The 21,065-nt window shown below is 68.8% G+C and carries 18 protein-coding genes; 3 read left to right on the top strand and 15 right to left on the bottom strand.

Annotated elements, in window-relative coordinates; genetic code table 11:
* Positions 1-7 precede the first annotated feature (7 nt).
* The 3 genes from ACF8ME_RS03580 to cphA (ACF8ME_RS03570) form a co-directional block, all read right to left on the bottom strand.
* Positions 8-490: a CreA family protein gene (locus ACF8ME_RS03580; protein ID WP_016448750.1), complete on the bottom strand. Its 483-nt coding sequence runs from the start codon at positions 488-490 to the stop codon at positions 8-10.
* Between the two features lies 1 nt (position 491).
* Entirely contained in the window at positions 492-3,065 is a 2,574-nt protein-coding gene (gene cphA, locus ACF8ME_RS03575) for a cyanophycin synthetase (protein WP_392415264.1), read from the bottom strand.
* Between the two features lie 66 nt (positions 3,066-3,131).
* Positions 3,132-5,333 carry a cyanophycin synthetase gene (cphA, locus tag ACF8ME_RS03570; RefSeq protein WP_016450863.1) on the bottom strand — a complete coding sequence of 734 codons (2,202 nt, stop codon included), beginning with the start codon at positions 5,331-5,333 and terminating at the stop codon, positions 3,132-3,134.
* A gap of 218 nt (positions 5,334-5,551) precedes the next feature.
* Here cphA (ACF8ME_RS03570) and ACF8ME_RS03565 point away from each other — a divergent pair, with 218 nt between their 5' ends.
* From ACF8ME_RS03565 to ACF8ME_RS03555, 3 genes are all read left to right on the top strand, one after another.
* On the top strand, positions 5,552-7,846 hold the full coding sequence (locus ACF8ME_RS03565; RefSeq protein ID WP_016448747.1) for an ABC transporter ATP-binding protein: 2,295 nt from the start codon (positions 5,552-5,554) through the stop codon (positions 7,844-7,846).
* Positions 7,847-7,849: 3 nt separating this feature from the next.
* The gene (locus ACF8ME_RS03560) at positions 7,850-8,353 is read left to right on the top strand and encodes a DUF1854 domain-containing protein (protein ID WP_016448746.1); all 504 of its coding nucleotides are present in this window, start codon (positions 7,850-7,852) and stop codon (positions 8,351-8,353) included.
* Positions 8,354-8,508: 155 nt separating this feature from the next.
* Entirely contained in the window at positions 8,509-8,943 is a 435-nt protein-coding gene (locus tag ACF8ME_RS03555) for a hypothetical protein (protein WP_047218877.1), read from the top strand.
* Positions 8,944-8,967: 24 nt separating this feature from the next.
* Here ACF8ME_RS03555 and ACF8ME_RS03550 read toward each other — a convergent pair whose 3' ends face one another.
* The 12 genes from ACF8ME_RS03550 to gspL form a co-directional block, all read right to left on the bottom strand.
* On the bottom strand, positions 8,968-9,441 hold the full coding sequence (locus tag ACF8ME_RS03550) for an EF-hand domain-containing protein (protein WP_016448744.1): 474 nt from the start codon (positions 9,439-9,441) through the stop codon (positions 8,968-8,970).
* Positions 9,442-9,503: 62 nt separating this feature from the next.
* Positions 9,504-10,424, bottom strand: coding sequence for a 5'-nucleotidase (locus ACF8ME_RS03545; RefSeq protein WP_203400404.1), 921 nt, complete (start codon positions 10,422-10,424; stop codon positions 9,504-9,506).
* A gap of 16 nt (positions 10,425-10,440) precedes the next feature.
* Positions 10,441-11,667 carry a type II secretion system inner membrane protein GspF gene (gene gspF / locus ACF8ME_RS03540; RefSeq protein WP_013800646.1) on the bottom strand — a complete coding sequence of 409 codons (1,227 nt, stop codon included), beginning with the start codon at positions 11,665-11,667 and terminating at the stop codon, positions 10,441-10,443.
* A 142-nt stretch (positions 11,668-11,809) separates the two neighbouring features.
* On the bottom strand, positions 11,810-12,454 hold the full coding sequence (locus ACF8ME_RS03535) for a glutathione S-transferase family protein (RefSeq protein ID WP_209671120.1): 645 nt from the start codon (positions 12,452-12,454) through the stop codon (positions 11,810-11,812).
* An 88-nt stretch (positions 12,455-12,542) separates the two neighbouring features.
* Complete coding sequence (locus ACF8ME_RS03530; RefSeq protein ID WP_016448740.1) at positions 12,543-13,232, bottom strand: YafY family protein; 690 nt, start codon at positions 13,230-13,232, stop codon at positions 12,543-12,545.
* Between the two features lie 4 nt (positions 13,233-13,236).
* On the bottom strand, positions 13,237-14,238 hold the full coding sequence (locus ACF8ME_RS03525; protein ID WP_016448739.1) for an LLM class flavin-dependent oxidoreductase: 1,002 nt from the start codon (positions 14,236-14,238) through the stop codon (positions 13,237-13,239).
* A gap of 85 nt (positions 14,239-14,323) precedes the next feature.
* Positions 14,324-14,608 (bottom strand): hypothetical protein, encoded by a 285-nt coding sequence (locus ACF8ME_RS03520; RefSeq protein ID WP_223275171.1) that lies wholly within the window; start codon positions 14,606-14,608, stop codon positions 14,324-14,326.
* A gap of 63 nt (positions 14,609-14,671) precedes the next feature.
* Positions 14,672-16,033, bottom strand: coding sequence for a GspE/PulE family protein (locus ACF8ME_RS03515; protein WP_016448738.1), 1,362 nt, complete (start codon positions 16,031-16,033; stop codon positions 14,672-14,674).
* A 14-nt stretch (positions 16,034-16,047) separates the two neighbouring features.
* Complete coding sequence (gene gspD / locus ACF8ME_RS03510) at positions 16,048-18,417, bottom strand: type II secretion system secretin GspD (protein ID WP_392415261.1); 2,370 nt, start codon at positions 18,415-18,417, stop codon at positions 16,048-16,050.
* A 3-nt stretch (positions 18,418-18,420) separates the two neighbouring features.
* Complete coding sequence (gspN, locus tag ACF8ME_RS03505) at positions 18,421-19,224, bottom strand: type II secretion system protein N (RefSeq protein ID WP_392415260.1); 804 nt, start codon at positions 19,222-19,224, stop codon at positions 18,421-18,423.
* A 2-nt stretch (positions 19,225-19,226) separates the two neighbouring features.
* On the bottom strand, positions 19,227-19,787 hold the full coding sequence (gspM, locus tag ACF8ME_RS03500; protein WP_392415259.1) for a type II secretion system protein GspM: 561 nt from the start codon (positions 19,785-19,787) through the stop codon (positions 19,227-19,229).
* Positions 19,784-21,028: a type II secretion system protein GspL gene (gene gspL / locus ACF8ME_RS03495; protein WP_043790034.1), complete on the bottom strand. Its 1,245-nt coding sequence runs from the start codon at positions 21,026-21,028 to the stop codon at positions 19,784-19,786. The genes gspM and gspL overlap by 4 nt, the downstream gene beginning before the upstream one ends.
* Positions 21,029-21,065 lie beyond the last annotated feature (37 nt).

Genomic DNA, 21,065 nt, shown 5'->3' with positions numbered 1-21,065 from the left:
GCCCAGGCTACTTTTGCAGCGGTATCGGCGTGTTGCGCGGCACGGGCACGGCCGTGACGCTGTTCTGCGGCGAGCCTTCGATCACGCGGTCCGAGTAGGTCATGTAGACCAGGGTGTTGCGCTGCGCATCGACCATGCGCACCACGCGCAGGCGCTTGAACAGCAGCGAGATGCGTTCGGTAAACACCTCGTCCTGCTGCTTGAGCGGCGCAGGGATCTGGATGGGTCCGGTCTGCACGCAGCTGATCGAGGCTTCGGCGCGGTCCTCGGCCAGGCCCAGGCCACCCTTGATGCCGCCGGTCTTGGCGCGCGAGACATAGCAGGTCACGCCCGCCACCTTGGGATCGTCATAGGCATCGACCACGATCTTGTGGTCCGGGCCTATGAACTTGAACACCGTGTCCACCGCGCCCACCTGCTCGGCGCGCGCACCGCAGGCGCCCAGCAGCAGCGTGGCCAGAGCGGCCGTGAGCAAGGCGCGGCCGTTCATATCAGGCCTCACCCGCCACATGGCGGCGCAGGTGTTCGAGGGCTTCCTCGACCTGGTCCACCAGCACCAGGCACAGGTCGCCGGGCGTCAGCCGCGCCAGCGCATGGTCGATGGCGTTGAACTCACCCTGGATCTGGGTCACGTAGTCGGTGCGCGGTGCGCCTTGCAGGCCTTGCTGCAGCAGGGCCAGGACTTCACCGTCGGCGCGGCCGCGCTGGCAGGCATCCTGGTAGAGGATGACGTCGTCGAAGGCCTTGCCCAGGATCTGGGTCTGCTCGGTGATGTCCTGGTCGCGGCGGTCGCCCGCGCCGCTGATGACCACACTGCGGCGCTGGGCCGGCATGGCATCCACGGCCTGCACCAGGGCGCGGATGGCGTCGGGGTTGTGGCCGTAGTCGGCGATCAGCGTGGCGCCACGGTAGTCCATGACGTTGAAGCGTCCGGGGGCGTTGTCGCTGTCGTTGACGAAGCCGGCCAGCCCGCGGCGGATGGTCTGCCACGGCAGACCCACGCCCCAGGCGGCGGCGATGGCGGCCATGACGTTCTCCACCTGGAAGGTGATGGTGCCGTTGCGCGTGATGGGGATCTCGCGCAGGGCGATGGTCTCGCGCCACGAACTTTCGGCCGCAACGATGCTGTCGCCGTCCACGTAGACCACGCGGTTGCCCTGGGCGCGGTGCGTGGCCATCACGGGGTGGTGGCGGTCGGCCGCGAAATAGATGACCTTGCCCGGCGAGGTGGAGGCCATGGCCGCCACCAGCGGGTCGGCGGCGTTGAGCACGGCATAGCCGTCGGCGGCCACGTTCTGCACGATGACGCGCTTGAGCACGGCCACGTCTTCCACCGTGGTGATGTAGTTCAGGCCCAGGTGGTCGCCCGCGCCCACGTTGGTGACCACGGCCACCTGGCAGCGGTCGAAGCCCAGCCCTTCGCGCAGGATGCCGCCGCGCGCGCATTCGAGCACGGCCGCATCGGTCTCGGGGTGGGCTAGGGCGTTGCGCGCGCTGCGCGGGCCCGAGCAGTCGCCGCTGTCGATCTGGCGGCCGTTGACGTAGACGCCGTCGGTATTGGTCATGGCCGTGCGCCAGCCATGCGAGGTGAACAGGTGGGCGATCAGGCGCGTGGTCGTGGTCTTGCCATTGGTGCCGGTGACGGCCACCAGCGGGATGCGGCCATCCTGGCCGGGTGCGAACAGCTCATCGACCATGGGCACGCCCACGTTGCGGGGCTTGCCGAAGGACGGCGCCAGGTGCATGCGCAGGCCCGGCGCGGCGTTGACTTCGACGATGCCGCCGTTTTGCTCCTCCAGCGGGCGCAGCATGGTCTCGCAGACCACGTCCACGCCGCAGATGTGCAGGCCGATGGTCTGGGCGGCCTCGACGGCGCGCGCGGCGATGTCGGGGTGCACGTCGTCCGTCACATCGGTGGCGCTGCCGCCGGTGGACAGGTTGGCGTTGTTGCGCAGCACCACGCGCTGGCCCTGGGCCGGCACGGATTCGGGCGTGAGCCCTTCGGTGGCGATGCGCGCGATGGCGATGTCGTCCAGGCGGATCTTGGTCAGCGCCGTGCCGTGGCCCGAGCCGCGGCGCGGGTCCTGGTTGACCAGCTCGACCAGTTCGCGGATGGTGTGCTGGCCGTCGCCCAGCACCTGGGGCGGCTCGCGGCGCGCAGCGGCCACCAGCTGGCCGCCGACCACCAGCAGGCGGAAGTCGTGGCCCGGCAGGAAGCGTTCGACCATGATGTCGTCGCCGAATTCCGAGGCGGTGGCGAAGGCGGCCTTGAGCTGCTCGTGCGTGGTGATGTTGACCACCACGCCCTTGCCCTGGTTGCCGTCCTGGGGCTTGACCACCACGGGCAGGCCCACTTCCTGGGCCACGAGCCAGGCTTCTTCCACGTCCTTGACGGGGCGGCCCAGCGGCACGGGCACGCCGGCGGCGTGCAGCAGGCGCTTGGTCAGGTCCTTGTCCTGGGCGATGGACTCGGCCACGGCGCTGGTCTGGTCCAGCTCGGCGGCCTGGATGCGGCGGGCCTTGGAGCCCCAACCCAGTTGCACCAGCGAGCCCGAGGTCAGGCGGCGGATGGGAATGCCGCGCGCCACGGCCGCATCGACGATGGAGCCTGTGGAGGGGCCGATGCGCTCGTCCTCGTCGAGTTCACGCAGCTCGGCCACCACCTTGTCGGCGTCGAAGGGCGTGTCGGCCAGTGCCGACTGCAGCAGCGCATCGGCCTGTTCCATGGCCAGGCGGCCCACGGATTCCTCGGTGTACTCCACCACCACCTGGTAGGTGCCGGCTTCCACGGTCTCGTGCGTGCGGCTGAAGGTCACGGGGCAGCCGGCCTGGGCCTGCAGCGACAGGGCCGCCACTTCCAGCACATGGGCCAGCGACAGGCGCTGGTCGGCACCGTGCGGCTGCAGCGTGCCGATCTTGGGAAAGCGTGCGCGCAGCCGGTCCTCGAACCCTGCCAGGGCCGAGTAGTCACAGTCGCCGGGCTCGCATTGCACGATGGCTTCGATGGCGGTGCTGCGGGTCCAGAGATTGGGGCCGCGCAGGGCTCGGATGCGGGTGATCTGCATAGTGTCTTCTTTCGGAGGGCAGGCCCGCGTCGCCGGGCCTGCCTGCATGTCATCGTGTGGTCGGGCTCAGGCGGCGGCGGTGGAAACTGCAGCGGCGGCCGGCGTGTAGTCGAAGGTCTTGATGCCGGCGACGATGAGGTCGGGGGCAATGTCCATGGACCACGCCGCGGCAATGGCAGCGAGCAGGGCCGGCGTGTCCGGGCGCAGGCCACCGGGCAGGCTCAGCGCGTCCAGCGTGCCCAGCACGCGCTCGGCGGCGCCCGTGGCCAGGATCACCTGGTTGCCGCGCACGAAGACGGCACGGCCTTCGCTCTCGCAACGGTGGGCCGCGACCACGGGGCTGTCGGCCTGCATCGAATAGAACAGCACCTCGCCGTCGCACAGGCGGGCCAGGTCGGCCACCTGCTCGATGTCGGCATTGAGGACGCCCGCGCCTTCGTCCAGCACCACGTCGATCTGGGTGCGCATCACGCGCGTCATCTGCGACTGCTCGTGCACGTCATGGTCGGGCAACTGCTCGAAGCCGTCCATGTCGGTGACCACGCCGACCAGGCAGCGGTCGTAGGCCAGGCCTTCCTCCAGGATGGAGCGGGCCGTGGTCTGGATGACGGCGGCCTGGGCCAGGCGGTTGGTCAGCAGGCGGTGGGCGCCGGCCCAGTTGGCGGTATTGGTCTTCTGGGTCTGGCGGTTGGACAGGAACATGCCTTCGCTGCTGGCCACGCCCGTGAGCTTGCCCGACAACTGCAGCAGCCAGCCCACCAGGCGGGCCGTGAAACCGTTGTTGCGCGTGCCGGCAATGCCGACCAGGGGGATGCGGCCGGCGCCCGTGCCCTCTTCGGTGCGCGGGAACAGGTGGTCGGCGATGGCCATGCCCACGGGGCGCGGCGCGCCGCTGGTGGGCTTCAGATGCATCAGCAGGCCGGGGCCGGCGTTGACTTCGAGGATGGCGCCGCCCTGCTCCTTCATGGGGCGCGAGACGTCCTGCAGGATCATGTCCATGCCCGCGATGTCCAGGCCCACGATCTTGGCGGCCAGCGTGGCCATGTAGGCCACTTCGGGATGGACTTCGTCGGTGCAGTCGATGGCCATGTTGCCGTTGCGCTGCAGCAGCACGCTGGTGCCCTGGGCAGGAATGGTGTCGGGCGTGACGTTCTGGCGCTTGAGTTCCAGCTTCACGGCCGGGGCTTCGAGGTTGATCCAGTCCAGCGGGTATTCCTGCTCGGGGCCGCGGCGCGGGTCCTGGTTGACCACGGCGACCAGTTCGCGAACCGTGGACTTGCCATTGCCGGCCACGCTCACGGTCTCGCCACGGCAGGCGGCAACCACCTTGCCGCCCACGACCAGGATGCGGTGCTCGGTGCCGTCGATGAAGCGTTCGACGATGACGTCCGAGCCTTCGGGCTGGGCCAGCGCGAAGGCGGCCTTGATGTCGGCCTCGTCGCGCAGGTCCAGCGTCACGCCGCGTGCGTGGTTGCCGTCCGAGGGCTTGACGGTGACGGGAAAGCCGATGTCCTGCGCCACTTCCCAGGCTTCCTCGGGGCTGTGGACGATCTGGCCTTCGGGCACGGGCACGCCGCAGGCGGCCAGCAGGCGCTTGGTGAAGTCCTTGTCCTGGGCAATGCCCTCGGCGATGGCGCTGGTCTGGTCGCTCTCGGCGGTCCAGATGCGGCGCTGCGCGGCGCCATAGCCCAGTTGCACGAGGTTGCCGTCATTGAGGCGGATGTGGGGGATGCGGCGCTCGCCGGCCGCATCGACGATGCAGCCCGTGCTCGGGCCCAGGTAGCGGTCGTTGATCTCGGTCTTGATGGCCTTGATGGCGGCCTTCAGGTCGAAGGGCTCGTCATTGATGGCGGCCATGATCAGCCTGTGGCCATGAGCCAGGGCCGTGCGCGCCACGGTTTCCTCGGGGCAGCGGAAGACCATGCGGTACACCCCGCGCTGCGAGATCTCGCGGGTCTGGCCGAACTCGGCAGGCATGCCCGCCAGGTTCAGCAGCTCGATGATGATGTGCTCCAGCACGTGGCCGCACCAGGTGCCGCCTTCCAGGCGCTGGATGAAGCCGCCGCGCTCGCCCACGCCGCAGTGGTGCTCGACCAGGTCGGGCAGCCAGGCCGTCAGGCGCTCGTTGAAACCGGGAAGCTTGTTCGAGGGATAGTCCTCCAGCTCGCCCAGATCCAGCCAGACCTCCAGCACGGGACGGTAGGTCCAGACGCTGGGTCCACGCAGGTAGGTGGTGCGCAAGAGTTGGATGTCTTTGAATTTCGCCATGTCGGTCAACGGGTAAGCGTGAACGACGACCCGGATTCGGATCGCCGGAGAATGGGAGAGGATTGTGCGCCCAGAAAACCCATGCGCAGTTTTGTCAGCCTAAACCAGGGTTGGCGCGTTGAGCAGGGTATGCCGTGCAACGCGCGGGATATCCACCGGGGAGCTGCGGTTGCCCGCATGACACCAGGAGCCGCCAGGGGCGGGAAAAACAACTCAACATGCAAGAACACCATTCTGTGGACGTTTCGGCCTTCCTTGCCAGCCCCCGCGGGGCTGAGCTGCGAGCCAGGCTCGCTTCCAATGAAAACGTGCTGGCCCTCGCCACGGTTGACCTGACCCTGGATATGCGCTTCGGCGAAGGCTGGGTTGTCCTGACCAACCAGCGCCTCATCGCCTGTGATCCTGAGGATCAGCGATGGAGTGAGTGGATACTCTCGGTCGATCAGAATTTGCGTACGCTGGACCACGGCGGCGTGGGCAACCTCGAATTGCATGGTCCTGCGGCTCGGCTGGCGCTGTGGCGCTTCACCCTGCGCCACCAGGCGGGCGTATTGCGCCTGCTGCAACAGTTCGATCACCAGCGTGAGCGCATGGCGCGTGGCGAGGACTTCGACGGGCCCGAGGACGATGTGCCCCGCTGCCCGGCCTGCCAGACCGAGCTGCCGCCCGAGGCCGACGAATGCCCGGCCTGCGCGCGCCAGCAGGGTCCGCAGACCTCCACCTGGGTGCTGCTGCGCCTGTGGCGCTTTGCCCATCCCTACCGGCACCAGCTGCTGCTGGGCTTTTTGCTGACCCTGGCCTCCACGGGCGCCACCCTGGTGGCGCCCTACCTGACGATTCCCATCGTGGACAAGATCCTGATCCCGTTCCAGAACGGGCAGCAGATCGACAGCAGCCTGGTGGTCTTCTACCTGAGCGGCCTGCTGGCTGCGGCCCTGGTGGCCTGGGGCCTGGGCTGGGCGCGCACCTTCGTGCTGGCCAAGGTCTCCGAGCGCATTGGCTCGGACCTGCGCACGACCACCTACAACCACCTGCTGACGCTGTCGCTGGACTACTACGGCAGCAAACGCACGGGCGACCTGATGGCGCGCATCGGGGCGGAAACAGATCGCATCAATTTGTTTCTATCCTTGAACGCGCTGGATTTTGCGACCGATGTGCTGATGATCGTGATGACCTCGGTCATCCTGTTCTCCATCAATCCATGGCTGGCCCTGGTCACCCTGGTGCCGCTGCCCTTCATCGCCTGGATGATCCACCTGGTGCGTGACCGCCTGCGCACGGGCTTCGAGAAGATCGACCGCGTCTGGTCCGAGGTGACCAATGTGCTGGCCGACACCATTCCCGGCATCCGCGTGGTCAAGGCCTTCGCCCAGGAAAAGCGCGAGGCCGACCGCTTCGCCCAGGCCAATCTGGTCAACCTGCAGGCCAACGACAAGGTCAACAAGACCTGGTCGCTGTTCACGCCCACGGTGACGCTGCTGACCGAGATCGGCCTGCTGGTGGTCTGGGGCTTCGGCATCTGGCTGGTGGCGGGCGGCCAGATCACGGTCGGTATCCTGACGGCCTTCATCGCCTACATCGGCCGCTTCTACAGCCGCCTGGATTCGATGAGCCGCATCGTCTCGGTCACACAGAAGGCGGCAGCCGGCGCCAAGCGCATCTTCGACATCCTGGACCACGTGAGCAACGTGCCCGACCCGGTCAACCCGGTCAAGCTGCCGCGCGTGCAGGGTGCCATCACGCTGGACAACCTGACCTTCCGCTACGGCAGCCGCGCCGTCATCAAGAACCTGGATCTGCAGATTCGCCCGGGTGAAATGATCGGCCTGGTCGGCCACAGCGGCTCGGGCAAGAGCACCCTGGTCAACCTGATCAGCCGCTTCTACGACGTGAGCGAAGGCTCCATCCAGCTCGACGGCGTGGATATCCGCCGGCTCAAGGTGTCGGACTTCCGCAGCAACATCGGCCTGGTGCTGCAGGAGCCCTTCCTGTTCTTCGGCACCATTGCCGAGAACATCGCCTACGGCAAGCCTGACGCCACGCGCGAGGAAATCGTGGCGGCCGCGCGTGCGGCCCATGCCCATGAATTCATCCTGCGCCTGCCGCACGGCTATGACTCCCTGGTCGGCGAACGCGGCCAGGGCCTGTCGGGCGGCGAGCGCCAGCGCATCTCCATCGCGCGCGCGCTGCTGATCGACCCGCGCATCCTGATCCTGGACGAGGCCACCTCGGCCGTGGACACCGAGACCGAGAAGGAAATCCAGAAGGCGCTGGACAACCTGGTGCAGGGCCGCACGACGATTGCCATTGCCCACCGCCTGTCCACGCTGCGCAAGGCAGACCGCCTGGTGGTCATGGACCGGGGCGAGATCGTGGAAGTGGGTCCGCACGACGAACTGATGGAAAAGCAGGGCGCCTACTGGCGCCTGTACCAGGCCCAGGCGCGGCGCGCCGAAGAGGATGCCCAGGCCGCAGGCCTGACCCTGGTCGCAACCACCATCGAGGAATAAGCCATGTCCACTGCCCAACATTGCGCCGCCGGCGCCGATCTGAGCCGCGTACGCGTGGAGCGCAACGCCCATGGCCGCCTGGTGCTGATCCTGGCCGACGGCACGCGCCATGAATCCGTGGTGCCCGTGCGCGCCTTTCCCATTGCCGCGCCGCTGCAAGGCCTGTCCCTCGTCTGTGCCGATGGCAAGGAGGCGCTTTGGGTGGACCACATGGACCACCTGCCCGCGCAGGCCCGCACGCTGATCGAGCAGGATCTGGCCGTGCGCGAGTTCGTGCCCGTCATCCAGCGCATCCGCAAGGTGTCCAGCTATTCCACGCCCAGCACCTGGGACCTGGAGACCGACCGCGGTCCCGCGCAGCTCGTGCTCAAGGCCGAGGAGGATATCCGCCGCCTGTCGGGCCGCACGCACCTGATGATCACCAGCCAGGACGGCGTGCAGTTCAGCGTGCCGGACAGCACGGCGCTGGACCGTGCCTCGCGCAAGATGCTGGAGCGCTTCCTCTAGCGCCTGGTCAGGGTGGTTTCGGGGTTTACCCTTGGTTTGAGGCAGGCCTGGGCGTCTTTCAAAAAAAGCGCTTCAGTTCTTTCAGGTTCTGTCGATGATGAGGCGACGGCGGGAAATTCCCGCCCACAGCACACATCCAGCAAGAGGGTCGAGCCATGCCAATTCCACCTGTTGACCGATCGCCCATACCGTGGCGCCCGCAAAGCGCCGATCTGTACTCCACCGGCGCGTCGGGCGCGGTGCCCGTGCGTCCCGTGAACGCTGCCAATCCTGTCGAATCCACGGACCGCATCGGCGAAGGCCGTGTGATTCGCGATCCTGAAAAACCGTCCGTGGTGGACCAAGAAAACCGCGACTGGACGCTGGCCGAGGAGATCAAGCAGAAGGAAGAGGTCGAGGAGCCGCCCAAGGAGCCGATTTCCAAGCAGCTCATCGAGTTCATCCAGTCCATGTGGCGCGCCAGCGCCATGGCCGTGGAGCAGGCCCAGGAGGTCAGCAAGGCCGATGAAGTGGCCCGCAACAAGCTGCAGGTGCGCGAGGAGCCGTTGACCTATTCGGAACCCAAGGTCAAGCGTACCGGCGGACTCTGAGTGTCAGTGGCTGAATGCGCAGGCTCAGTCCTTTGAGCCTTCGCCTTCCTTCGTGTCCCTGGCAGCGGACACGGCTGCGGCATGCTCGGCGGCCTTTGCCTCTTCGGCCTGCGCCTTGGCCTTCGCCTTGTCGCGCTCGGCGCGGTACTTGACGGCAAAGGCCTGCACTTCCGCATAGGAGACGTAGCCGTCCTTGTCGGTGTCGGCCTCGTCGAAGGCCGCCGCCAGGCGCGGGAACAGCGCCACTTCGGTGCGGCTGAGCTTGCCGTCCTTGTTGAAGTCCAGCATCTTGAATTCGCGCTGGGCCTTGATTTCCCCCTTGGTCAATGGCGCCGGGCTGGCCGAGGCCTGTCCGGTGGACGCCTTGTCGGCCGTCTCGGCCGCCTGCGCGCGCGCGGCGGGCAGCATGAAGGCGCTGGTCAGCAGGACGGCAGCGGCGGCCTGCAGCACAGGCGGCCGGCGCAGCAGGGCGGAGCGGTTCATGAGGGGAAAATGCATGGCACCTATTTGGGCATGGAACCGGTGTCTGCAAGCCAGGGCTGTGCGCCCTTTGCAATTGTTTACTTCAGCGGATCGGCGTCCGGATTGGAGACGCCGCTGTTCACATGGCCTGCGGGCACATGGCGGGCCGCCGAGCTGACATGGCCCGATTGGTCGTCGAAGAAGAAATCCGGCTCGAACTCGCGCAGGAAGGGGCCTTTTTCCAGGCCGCCGAGGAACATGGCCTCGTCCACGGTGATTCCCCAATCGAGCAATGTGCGGATGGCGCGCTCGTGCGCCGGCGCACTGCGCGCCGTCACCAGGGCCGTGCGAATGCGCATGGTCTGGGACGAGTCCGCCTGCTGCTGAAGCCGGTGAAGGGCTTGCAGCAGGGGTTTGAACGGCCCTTCTCCCAGGGGCGTGGCGGCATGGGAGACCTCATGGCGCAGAAAGGCCGGCAGCCCGCCTTGCTGGTAGATGCGCTCGGCCTCGTCGGAGAACAGCACGGCATCGCCGTCGAAGGCAATGCGCACTTCCTGCGGGTAGCGGTCGCCTGCGGGCGTGGAGTCGACCATCACGCGCGCCGCGGGAAAGCCGATGGACAGGGCCCTGCGCACATCGACCTCGTTGGCCGAGAGGAACAGGTGGGCGCCCAGCGGCCGCAGGTAGGAAAACGGATCGCGCCCGCGCGTGAACACGCCGCGCTCTATGTGCATGTCGGCCGCCTTGGCCGAGGCGAACACGCGCATGCCGCTGGCCGGGTCGTTGCGCGAGAGCATCATCACCTCCACGCGCTGCACTTCGGGCGTATTGAAGGCCAGCAGCTTGCGCACCAGCGGGAAGGCGATGCCCGGGCGTGCCGGCTGGTGCACCAGGTCCAGCTGGCGGCGCATGTAGGCCTGCTCGTCGCCCGCATCGAACAGCCGGTTCTCTTCCTCGAAGTCGAACAGTGCGCGCGATGAGATGGCAACGACCAGCTTGTCTTGCAGGGTCACGGGCATGGCTTGGCGCTTGTCGCTATTTGACGAACTGGTTGAGCTGGATGATGGGCATGAGCACGGCCAGCACGATCAGGGCCACGACCATGCCCATGGCCACGATCAGCAGCGGCTCCAGGATGGTGGCCAGGTGCATGGCGCGGCGCTGCACCTCGGTGGACAGCTGGTTGGCCGCGCGCTGCAGCATCACGGGCAGCTGGCCGGTCTGCTCGCCCAGGCGGGCAAACATGGAGATCAGGCCCGGGAAGCGCTTTTTCTGCGCCAGGGCCGAGGCCAGCGGCGCGCCCTCGCGCACCAGGGCCAGCGCGTCCATGGCATCGGCGCGCAGCGCGCGGTTGCCCAGCGTTTCGGCGGCGGCCTGCAAGGCCTTGAGAATGGGCACGCCTGCGCCCGCCAGCATGGCCAGCGTGCCGGCAAAGCGTGCCGCGTTGTAGTTGCGCGCCAGCCGGCCGATCAGCGGCAGGCGCAGCCACCAGGCGTCGAAGCGCTCGCGCAGCACGGGGTTCTTCATGGACAGCCGGAATCCCACGGCGCCCAGCACCAGGGCGACCAGCGCGGCCCAGCCATAGCTGCGCACAAAGTCGCTGAGCGCCAGCATGGCCACGGTGAGCCAGGGCAGGGCGCGCTTGGTGCCCGCGAACACGCTGGCCACCTGCGGCACCACGTAGCTGACCAGGAACAGCACGATGACGATGGCCACCAGGGTCACGATGGCCGGATACAGGGCTGCGCCAATGAGCTTGGACTGCAGTGCCTGGCGCGATTCCAGGTCGTCGGCCAGCCGCTCCAGCACCGGGCCCAGGCTGCCGCTGGCCTCGCCGGCGCCGATCACGGCGCAGTAGATGTCGGAGAACTCGCGCGGATGCTGGGCCAGTGCCCGGGCAAAGGTGGAGCCTGCATTGACCTCGGCGCGCAGCGCGGCCACCAGGTGGTGCTGGCGCGGGTCGTCGGCTTCTTCGGACAGTGCGGCCAGGGCGCGCTCTATGGGCAGACCTGACCCGACCAGACCCGCCATCTGGCGCGTCCACACGGTGAGCCCTGTGGATCCAAGGACGGGACGGGTCAGCCAGCGCGAGGCGCCGCCCTGCGGGCCGGACGCGGAACCCGAGGCCACGATCTCCACGGCCATGGGCACCAGGGCCTGGGCCCGCAGCTGGCTGCGCGCGGCGCGCGCGTTGTCGGCTTCGATCGTGCCCTTGCGGGTCTGACCTTGTGCATCCAGGGCTTCGAAGGAAAAGGCAGGCATGCGCGGCGGGAGTCGGGAGGGGCTGGGGAAGGATGGCGTTCAGGAAACGCCAGGCGGCGATCCAACCCCCGATGGTAGCCGCTGCCGGTGACGGCTGGATGGCGAGGCCGTCTCGGGCCTCGTCCCCAGGTCCCGGAGGTGCCTATGCCGGCTGGGCGGCCAGGTCCGCTTCGTTGAGCTGGATGGAGCGCAGCGAGGCCGGGCGTTCCATCAGCGGCTGGCCGTAGTCGCTGAACTCGGGCAGCGCGGGCAGCAGCTTCATCATCGTCCCCCAGCGCAGGTAGCTGGCCATGAGCACGTCGGCGGCGGTGAACTGGTCGCCGCACAGGTAGCGCCTGCCGGCCACGGCCTGGCGCAGCGTCTGCACCACGTCGTCATAGCGGCCATAGCCGGCGGACATGGCCTGGTCGGCCGTCTGCTGCTCCAGGTGGCCCTGGCTCTTGGCTGTCATCAAGGCGTCGACGGGGCCGGCCAGGAAGAACATCCAGCGGTGGTAGACGCCGCGCAGCGGGCTGTCCACGGCCGGTGCGAGCCTTCGTTCGGGGAAGATGTCGGCCAGATAGGCAAGGATGGCGGCCTGTTCGGTGATCACGGTCTCGCCGTGCACCAGGGCGGGGACCTTGCCCATGGGGTTGACAGCCAGGTAGTCGGCAGCCTTCATGGTGCTGCCGTATTCCAGCCGCACGGGCTCATAGCGGGCGCCGCATTCCTCCAGCATCCAGCGCGCGATGACGGCGCGCGAGCGGGGGTGGAAGTAAAAGCGCAGCGGCTTGATCGAGTCGTTCATGAAGGCTCCCAGTGGTTTGAATGCATGGCGAGAAGGCCATGGGAGCGACTGTAGGAGGCTATGCTGACAGTTTTTGTCAGCAGTGGTGTCAGCGGACCGTGTAGCCCAGTTGCCGCGACCAGCGTTCGATCAGGCCGCTGCGGTGGTCGGGATAGCGTTCCTGCAGATCGGTGACGGAGCGCACGCGGTCGGCGCGGAAATGGCGGAAGTCCTGGCGCAGTTCGCACCAGGCCGCAAGAATGCGCCGCTGGTCGAAGAAGGCCATGGCAAAAGGCCAGATCCGGCGCTCGGTCGGCTGGCCCTTCTCATCCGTGTAGTGCAGCAGCACCCGGTGCTGGCGCCGTATCGCCAGGCGCAGCGCGGTCTGCCAGGGCTCGGTCACGGATTCGTGGCAGATGGGCGGCACCAGCAGGCCGCTGGTGTCCACCTCGATGCGCAGCTCCAGCGGCAGCGCGCTGCGTATGCGGTCCAGCGCGGCGGTGGCGGCCTGGGCGAGCTCGGGGTCGGCCTGGCGGCTGGCCCAGCGCGCGCCCAGCAGCAGGGCTTCCAGCTCATCGGGCGTGAACATCAGCGGCGGCAGCAGAAAGCCGGGCCGCATCTCGTAGCCCACGCCCGGGTCGCCCGCAATCGCGGCACCCTGTTCGCGCAGGGTGGCGATGTCGCGGTAGAGGGTGCGCAGGCTCACGTCCAGCTGCCGGGCCAGCACCGGCCCGGCCTGGGGCAGGCGCGCGCGGCGCAGCAGGTCGATCAGCTGCAGCAGCCGGGCGGAGCGGCTCATGCCTTCAGCGGCCCATGACGCCGGCCGTGATCTCCAGCGAGCGCAGGCGCAGGTCGCGGTCATACACGTCGCTGACCAGGATCAGCTCGTCGGCCTCGGTGTCGGCCTGCAGCTTCTGCAGGCGCGTGCGCACCTTGTCCGGGCCGCCGATGGAGGCCACGGCCAGGAAGTCGCCGATGGCGCGGCGCTCCTGCTCGCCGAGCTGGGCCGCGTAGTTCTCGATGGGGCGCGGCAGCAGTCCGCGCCGGCCCGTGATGATGCCCAGCACGCGCTGGTAGGTGCTGCTGGCCAGGTACTCGGCCTCGTCATCGGTGGGCGCGGCGATCACGGGTGCGCCGACGATCACGTAGGGCTTGGCCAGTTGGGCCGACGGCTTGAACAGGCTGCGGTACAGCTGTACGGCCTGGTAGAGCATGCGCGGCGCGAAGTGCGAGGCAAAGGCGTAGGGCAGGCCCAGATGGGCTGCGAGCTGGGCCGAGAACAGGCTGGAGCCCAGCAGCCAGATCGGCACGTTGGTGCCCGCGCCGGGCGTGGCCACCAGCTTTTGATCCGGCGTGGCCGGGGCCAGCAGGCGTTGCAGCTCCATCACGTCGCGCGGGAAGTCTTCCTCGGTCTCGACGCGGTCGCGGCGCAGTGCGCGCATGGTGGCGCCATCGGTGCCGGGCGCACGGCCCAGGCCCAGGTCGATGCGGCCCGGGTACAGCTCGGCCAGCGTGCCGAAGGCTTCGGCCACCACCAGCGGGGCATGGTTGGGCAGCATGATGCCGCCCGAGCCCACGCGGATCTTCGAGGTGCCGCCTGCAATGTGGCCGATCAGCACGGCCGTGGCCGAGCTGGCGATGCCGGGCATGTTGTGGTGCTCGGCCAGCCAGTAGCGCTCGAATCCCAGTGCCTCGGCCTTGCGGGCCGTGGCCAGCGCGATGTCCAGGGCCTCGGCGACGGTGCCGCCTTCGCGCACGGCCACGAGGTCGAGCATGGACAGACGGACTTCATTGAATGATGTCATGGCAGGTTCCAACTTCCAGTTCACGGTGGGTGGGGGCGGCGCGGGCCTTGCCGCGCCAGGGCATTCCTGGTGCGCGTTCGCGCACTCAGTTTCTTCTGGACATTTCCCGCGCGCAGGTGATGCCCAGCACCACGCACCAGACCAGGGGGAGGATGGCTGCCGCCAGATGGTTCTCGCCCTGCTGGATGGCCAGCCAGGACAGCGGCAGCGCCACCAGCGCCGACAGGCGGATGACGCGGCGCAGCTGGCTGGTGGACAGCCGTGACTTGAACCACCACAGGGCGATGTAGCTGATCAGGCTCAGCGTGGCGACCCACAGGAACAGGTCGCCGCCATAGGGAGCGCTCCAGGCGCGTAGGGATTCCAACATGCCGACCATTGTGGCAAACAGGGATGCCCCGTGCTGCGCAGGGTCGGGCGTGGGCGCCTGCGCCTAGTCGCGCGTGACGCGCAGCACTTCCTCGGGCGTGGTGATGCCCTCGCGCACCAGGCGCTCGCCGTCGTCGCGCATCAGGCGCATGCCCGCGGCCAGCGCGGTGTCGCGGATCTCGGCCTCGCTGGCCTGGCGGTGGATCTGCGCGCGGATGGTGTCGTCCACCACCAGCATCTCGAAGATGCCGGTGCGCCCCCGGTAGCCGCTGGGCTCGGTGGTGTCGATCTTGCGCACCAGGCGCTGGGCCAGCACACCCAGCAGGGAGGACGACAGCAGGAAGGGTTCCACACCCATGTCGATCAGGCGCGTGACGGCGCTGGAGGCATCGTTGGTGTGCAGCGTGGCCAGCACCAGGTGGCCGGTCAGCGAGGCCTGGATGGCGATCTGCGCGGTCTCGAAGTCGCGGATTTCGCCGATCATGATCACATCCGGGTCCTGGCGCAGGATGGCGCGCAGGGCCTTGGCGAAGGTCAGGTCGATCTTGGCGTTGACCTGGGTCTGCCCCACGCCGGCCAGCTCGTACTCGATGGGGTCCTCCACCGTCATGATGTTGCTGTGGCTGGCGTCCATGCGCGACAGTGCCGCATACAGCGTGGTGGTCTTGCCCGAGCCCGTGGGGCCGGTGACCAGCACGATGCCGTGCGGCTGGGCCGTCAGGTGGGTGAATCGCCTCAGCGTCTCGCCCTGCATGCCCACGGCCTCCAGGCTGAGCTTGCTCTCGCTCTTGTCCAGCAGGCGCAGCACGGCGCGCTCGCCGTGGGCGCTGGGCAGGGTGGAGACGCGCACGTCGATGGCGCGCGTGCCCAGGCGCAGGCTGATGCGGCCGTCCTGGGGCAGGCGCTTTTCGGCGATGTCCAGGTCGGCCATGATCTTCAGTCGCGAGATCAGCGCTGCATGCAGTGCGCGGTTGGGCTGCACGACTTCGCGCAGGTCGCCGTCCACGCGAAAGCGCACGCTGGAATGGCGCTCGTAGGGCTCGATGTGGATGTCGCTGGCACCGTCGCGCGCGGCCTGCGTGAGCAGGGCGTTGAGCATGCGGATGATGGGCGCGTCGTCGGCCGTCTCCAGCAGGTCCTCGACCGCAGGCAGCTCCTGCATCATGCGCGAGAGGTCGGCGTCGGACTCGACCTCGCTGACCACCAGGGCCGCGCTGGACTCGCCCTGCGAGTAGGCGGCGCTGATGCGGTGGGCCAGCGTGCCCGCGTCCAGCATCTGCCAGCGCTGCACCGCATGCCTGCGCTGGACTTCGGACAGGGCCTGCCAGTCGGGCGAGGGGCCGTGCCAGAGCAGGGGCTCGTGGCCGTCGTCCTCGATCAGCAGCTGGCTGGTGCGCGCAAACGCATAGGGCAGGGGGTAGCGCATGGGGCCTTCCTGCCTCAGAGCGCGCCGGGAGCGGCCGGCACGGGGGCGGGCGCGGCGGGCTGCGGCTGGGTGAAGTCGATCAGCTCGGGCCTGGCGCCCGGCACGTTGACGATGGCGGCCGGGTTGGTGAACGAGCCGGGGTCCGGCTGCGGCGTCAGCGTGGGCAGCACGGGCGCGGCATTGACCGAGCGCAGCAGGGCGCTGGGCTCGGGCTGCAGGCTCTGTTGCTGCGCGCGGATGGCTTCGTAGCGCTCGGAAGAGACCTGGTTGGTCGCAGTCGCATCGCGCATCACCACGGGGCGCAGGAAGACCATCAGGTTGGTCTTGTTGCGCTTGCGGTTGGTGTTGCGGAACAGGTTGCCCACGACGGGAATGTCGCCCAGCAGAGGCACCCGGTCCTCGGCCTGGGAGTAGTTGTCGTCGATCAGGCCGCCGAGCACGACGATGTTGCCGTCCTCGACCAGCACGTTGGACTCGATGGAGCGCTTGTTGGTGGTCAGGCCGTTGGTGTCCTTGCGCGTGGACTCGTCCACCGAGGAGACTTCCTGGAACACGGCCAGCTTCACCGTGCCGTTCTCGTTGATCTGCGGGCGCACGCGCAGCATCAGGCCCACGTCCTTGCGCTCCACGGTGGTGAAGGGGTTGACCGTGCCGCCCGTGGAGTTGCTGGCGTACGAGCCCGTGACCATGGGCACGTTCTGGCCCACGATGATGCGCGCCTCCTCGTTGTCCAGCGTCATCAGGTTGGGCGTGGACAGGATGTTGGCGTCACCGCTGTTTTGCAGGAAGTTGGCCAGAAAGCCCAGCGTGTCCTTGCCGTTGACGCGCTGCGTGAAGCCGAGGTTGGTGCCTCTCAGGCTGGACAACGTGTCTCCCGTGATGGCGCTGCCGTCGAGGCCTCCATCCTTGACCAGGCCGAGCAGGTTCAGGATGTTGGCGCCCGCCACATTGGAGTTCGTGCCCAGGGTGCCGATCACGCGGCCGTTGTTGCTGAGCATGGCCTGCCACTGGATGCCGAACTGGGCCAGCCGGTTGTCCTTGATTTCGACGATCAGGCTTTCGATCAGCACCTGGGCGCGGCGGCCGTCGAGCTTGTCGATCACGGCGCGCAGTTGGCGGTAGACGGGCGGCGGTGCCGTGATGATCAGCGAGTTGGTCGAAGGATCGGCCTGGATCATGCCGCCCGTGGAGGGCTGCTGGGCCACGCCCAGCGCGCCGCCCCCGCCGCCGCTGCCCAGGCCCGAGGACGAGCCCATGCCCATGGATGCCGTGCCGCTGGAGTCGCGCGAGACCACGGGCTGCGAGGTGGGGATGGAGGACATGCCGCCGCCCTGCGGCAGGGTGCCGCCCGCACCGGGCTGGCCGCTGGCCGTGCCGGCGGCCGTGGCCTGGGCGCCGATGGCGGCGCGCAAGGTGGCGGCCAGCGCCACGGCGTCGGCGTTCTTGAGATAGACCACGTGGATGTTGCCCTGGTCGCCGCCGCCGTTCATGGCGGGCTGGTCCAGCCGCGCGATCAGCGAGCGCACCTGGGCCAGGCGTGCCGGGTTGGCCGCGCGCAGCACGATGGAGTTGCTGCGCGGCTCGGCCATCAGCGAGGTCTTGAAGGCGTTGTCGCTCTGTCCCGGAATATTGGCGCCGCCTGCGGTCACGGTGAGGCCGCCGGGGCTGGCCGTGCCGCCTTCGATCAGGCGCGAGACCAGGGCCACCATGTCGGTGGCCACGGCATGGCGCAGCGGGATGATTTCGACATCGGTGGCGTTGGACACATCCATGGTCGCCACGATGCGCGAGATGCGCTGCAGGTTGTCTGCGTAGTCGGTGATGACCAGCGAGTTGTTGCCCGGGTTGACGTTGATGGTGTTGTTGGGGCTGATCAGGGGGCGCAGCACAGGCACCAGGTTGGCCGCGTTCTCGTAGTTGAGCTTGAAGATCTGGGTGACGATCTGGCTGCCGGTGCTGCTGCGGCCCGCGCCCACGGCCACCTCGCTGGCCTGCAGCTTGGCGTCGGCTTCGGGGATGACCTTGTACAGGCCGGCCGATTCGACGATGGTGAAGCCCTGCAGGCGCAACGCGGCCAGGAACTGCTGGTAGGCGGTGGCGGGCGGCACGGGCTTGTCGGTCAGCAGCGTGATCTGGCCCTTGACGCGGGGGTCGACCACCACGTTGCGGTTGGTGATGGCGCCGATGGCACGCGAGACGGCCTCGATGTCGGCACCCGAGAAATTCAGCGTCACAGGCTCGCCCGGACGCAGGCTGGGCGTGGCGCCGGCCGGTGCATTGGTCTGCTGGCCCTGGGCGGTGCCAGCGGTGCAGGCTAGCATGGCGCTGACGGCCAGCGTGTGCAGGGTGTTGCGCCAGAACGGGGTCGTGTGCTGCTGAGTCATGGATCAACCAAAGGAAATGATGGACCGGGGCCCCTGGCGCCGTCCCAGAATGTTGAGCAAGTTGGACAGCGCGGTTTCGCGCTCGGGGCTGGCCGAGGCCTCGCCCTGGAAGTGCAGCCGCTGGCCTACCCATTGGCCCTGGCCGCTCAGGCGCAGGTCGCCGGTCAGGGTACTGAGCTGCAGCTGCGGACTGTCGCCCCCGAGGATGTCGAGCCGGTAGCTGCCCAGCGGGCGCAGAGGGGACAGCCGCGAGGATACGGCCAGCGCCTCCAGCCGCGTGCTGCCGTCGCTGCGCCAGCGCCCCGATTGCCACAGCAATTGCAGTTGCAGGGCCTGCGTGGCCAGCCGCAGCTGGCCTTGCAGGTCCACCGTGTTCCAGGGCGTGCCCAGGCCGGACAGCAGCGAGGCAGGCCAGCGCGTGTCGCTGTCGTGCACCACGGCGCTCAGGCCCTGCCAGCGCGGCAGCAGGTCCAGCACCACGGGCGTGGGTGTGCAGCATTCGCTGCGCAGCTGAATGCGGGCGCCGTCCAGGCGCGGGCGCAGCGTCCATTCCAGCCGCGTGGGCAGGGCCGTGCGGTCGCGGCTGCCGGCGCCTCCGGTGAAGGCCAGGGAGGCCGAGCCGTTCCACAGCGTGCCGCGCGGTTGCAGCAGCAGTACCTGGCCCTGTGTGGCGGAATCCACGCCGCGTGCCAGCCAGGCGGCGGGCGCCCAGACGACGGTGGTGGCCACCAGGCCGCACAGGGCGCCTGCCAGCGCCCACCCGCGCGGTGAGCGCAGGACAGGCTGGGAGCGGGGCTTGCGTTGCATGCTCAAGGCGCCCGCGACGGATCGACGGGCAGGTCCAGCACCAGGCTGCCATCCCAGCGCACGGCATCGGCACCGCCTGCCGCGCCGGAGGCGGCGGCAGTGCTTGCAGATGCACTGCGGGCCAGCTTCATCTCGGCCGGAACGGCGTGCGTGTTGCTGCGGACCTGGGCCAGCCAGCGCGCCAGCGCGGCGGCGGGTGCGGCCTTGAGCGTGATCTGTGCGCGGTCGCCCATCCAGTTCAATTGGGCGGAGGCGCCCAGTTCGGCGGACAGCGAGCTTTGCAGCAGCGCCTTGGCATCGCCGACCACGGGGCGTGCGTTGCTGCGCAGCTGCTCGGCCTCGGCCTGCAGCAGCTGCATCTGGCGCAACTGGCGGTCGGCCTGGGCATGGCGTTCGGGCGCGGTGCGCAGGCTGTGCAGGGCGGGGGCCAGGGCCAGCCACCACAGCAGGGCCAGTGCCACCACGCCACCGGCCAGCAGCGTCATGTTCTGTTCACGTGGCGCCAGGGCATTCCAGCGCGCGCGCAGTGGGGCCAGGCTTTGGCGGGATGCGCGCATGTTCATGGCCGGGCCTCCTGGGCAAGCAGCAGGTCGGCACCGTCGCGCTGCAGTCGCAGGCCGCTGCCGGCCAGATGTTGTTGTGCCTGCTCCAGTGCCTCGGCCTCCAGCGAGACGCCCTTGAGGCGCAGCTGACGGTCCTGGTAGTCCATGGCCTGCGGCAACTGGCCGGCAGGCAGGGCCCGGGATGCGGCGGCCAGCAGGGGTTCCAGGTCGCCCTGCGTCAGCGCGCCGGCGCTCTGGCGCAGCGTGGCGACTTCGCGCTGCATTTGAACGGGCGCATCGACGATGACGGGAACGCGCGGAAAGCTGGTGGCCAGCGTGGAGCGCACCTGGACCTGCTTGGCCGCGATGGCGCGGTTTTCGGTCCAGGCCCAGGCATTGAGGCCCACCACCTGGGCCAGCAGTGCGAGCGCGGCACCCCAGCGCGCGGCCTTCCATTGCGGCGCGCGCAGAAAGCTCTGCCAGCCGTCGAGCATGCGTCGGCGGGTGCGGCTGCCGCCGCCCAGGTCGAGGTCGAACTGCGCCAGGTCCCAGTTTTGTGCGCGGGCCGCCAGGCCGCGCTGGGCGTCCGTCAGCAGGCTGACGGGGCGCTGCAGGGCCTCGGCGGCGCGGGCCAGCGCCGGGTCCGCCTGGATCGGGGTGTCGGGGGGCAGGGCCTGCAGCAGGGCGGCCAGCATGGCGGGGTCGGCACTGTCGGTGCGCAGCGGCAGGCAGGCCAGCGAGTCCATGCCTTGCGGGGCCGTGCTCAGGCCGGTGGCCAGCAGCCAGGCCGATTCAGGCGTGCCCACGGCCCACAGCTGGGGCGTGGACTGGGGCGGGCATTCGGGCACGATGCGGCCCACGGGCCGGCCTGCGGACTCCAGGGCCTGCAGATGGGCATGGAGCCAGGCCTTGTCGCAGGCGGCAACCCAGCAGGGCTCGCCCGCGCGTGCCTGAGGCTGCAGCGCCAGATGCAGTTGGGAGGGGTCGTCGAGCAGGCGCTCTTCCAGCAGCCCGTCGAGCACGGCACGCAGGCGCACATGTCCACGCCGGCTCCCCGTAGGCACGCCATGGGGGAGGCTGACCAGATGCCAGGACAAGGCCTGGTGCGGCACCACGGCAACCGTCTGGCCGGTGCGGCCAGGATCGGGCAGCAGGCCTGCTGCGGCGTGGCCATGCCGGTCGGCGCGCAGGCCGTCGCTGCTGAGTGCGTAGGCGTATTCGCCAGCGGGGCCCGCAGGCAGATGAAGAATCAAGGTGCTCATGGACGGAAGCGGGCATTGTAGGGGCCGAGTGTGACAG

The organism is Delftia sp. WSY_7, from assembly GCF_043104845.1.
Taxonomy (GTDB): Bacteria; Pseudomonadota; Gammaproteobacteria; order Burkholderiales; family Burkholderiaceae_C; genus Comamonas; species Comamonas tsuruhatensis.
This window is presented reverse-complemented; position numbering and strand designations above follow the sequence as displayed.

What these genes read in the sequence shown, in the direction of transcription:
- ACF8ME_RS03550 (WP_016448744.1), bottom strand. Translation starts at nt 9,441, where the DNA reads ATGCATTTTCCCCTCATGAACCGCTCCGCCCTGCTGCGCCGGCCGCCT.
- ACF8ME_RS03520 (WP_223275171.1), bottom strand. Translation starts at nt 14,608, where the DNA reads ATGTTGGAATCCCTACGCGCCTGGAGCGCTCCCTATGGCGGCGACCTG.
- gspN (WP_392415260.1), bottom strand. Translation starts at nt 19,224, where the DNA reads ATGCAACGCAAGCCCCGCTCCCAGCCTGTCCTGCGCTCACCGCGCGGG.
- ACF8ME_RS03565 (WP_016448747.1), top strand. Translation starts at nt 5,552, where the DNA reads ATGCAAGAACACCATTCTGTGGACGTTTCGGCCTTCCTTGCCAGCCCC.
- ACF8ME_RS03555 (WP_047218877.1), top strand. Translation starts at nt 8,509, where the DNA reads ATGCCAATTCCACCTGTTGACCGATCGCCCATACCGTGGCGCCCGCAA.
- ACF8ME_RS03535 (WP_209671120.1), bottom strand. Translation starts at nt 12,454, where the DNA reads ATGAACGACTCGATCAAGCCGCTGCGCTTTTACTTCCACCCCCGCTCG.
- gspM (WP_392415259.1), bottom strand. Translation starts at nt 19,787, where the DNA reads ATGAACATGCGCGCATCCCGCCAAAGCCTGGCCCCACTGCGCGCGCGC.
- ACF8ME_RS03580 (WP_016448750.1), bottom strand. Translation starts at nt 490, where the DNA reads ATGAACGGCCGCGCCTTGCTCACGGCCGCTCTGGCCACGCTGCTGCTG.
- ACF8ME_RS03515 (WP_016448738.1), bottom strand. Translation starts at nt 16,033, where the DNA reads ATGCGCTACCCCCTGCCCTATGCGTTTGCGCGCACCAGCCAGCTGCTG.
- ACF8ME_RS03560 (WP_016448746.1), top strand. Translation starts at nt 7,850, where the DNA reads ATGTCCACTGCCCAACATTGCGCCGCCGGCGCCGATCTGAGCCGCGTA.
- ACF8ME_RS03530 (WP_016448740.1), bottom strand. Translation starts at nt 13,232, where the DNA reads ATGAGCCGCTCCGCCCGGCTGCTGCAGCTGATCGACCTGCTGCGCCGC.
- gspL (WP_043790034.1), bottom strand. Translation starts at nt 21,028, where the DNA reads ATGAGCACCTTGATTCTTCATCTGCCTGCGGGCCCCGCTGGCGAATAC.
- cphA (WP_392415264.1), bottom strand. Translation starts at nt 3,065, where the DNA reads ATGCAGATCACCCGCATCCGAGCCCTGCGCGGCCCCAATCTCTGGACC.
- gspD (WP_392415261.1), bottom strand. Translation starts at nt 18,417, where the DNA reads ATGACTCAGCAGCACACGACCCCGTTCTGGCGCAACACCCTGCACACG.
- ACF8ME_RS03545 (WP_203400404.1), bottom strand. Translation starts at nt 10,424, where the DNA reads ATGCCCGTGACCCTGCAAGACAAGCTGGTCGTTGCCATCTCATCGCGC.
- ACF8ME_RS03525 (WP_016448739.1), bottom strand. Translation starts at nt 14,238, where the DNA reads ATGACATCATTCAATGAAGTCCGTCTGTCCATGCTCGACCTCGTGGCC.
- cphA (WP_016450863.1), bottom strand. Translation starts at nt 5,333, where the DNA reads ATGGCGAAATTCAAAGACATCCAACTCTTGCGCACCACCTACCTGCGT.
- gspF (WP_013800646.1), bottom strand. Translation starts at nt 11,667, where the DNA reads ATGCCTGCCTTTTCCTTCGAAGCCCTGGATGCACAAGGTCAGACCCGC.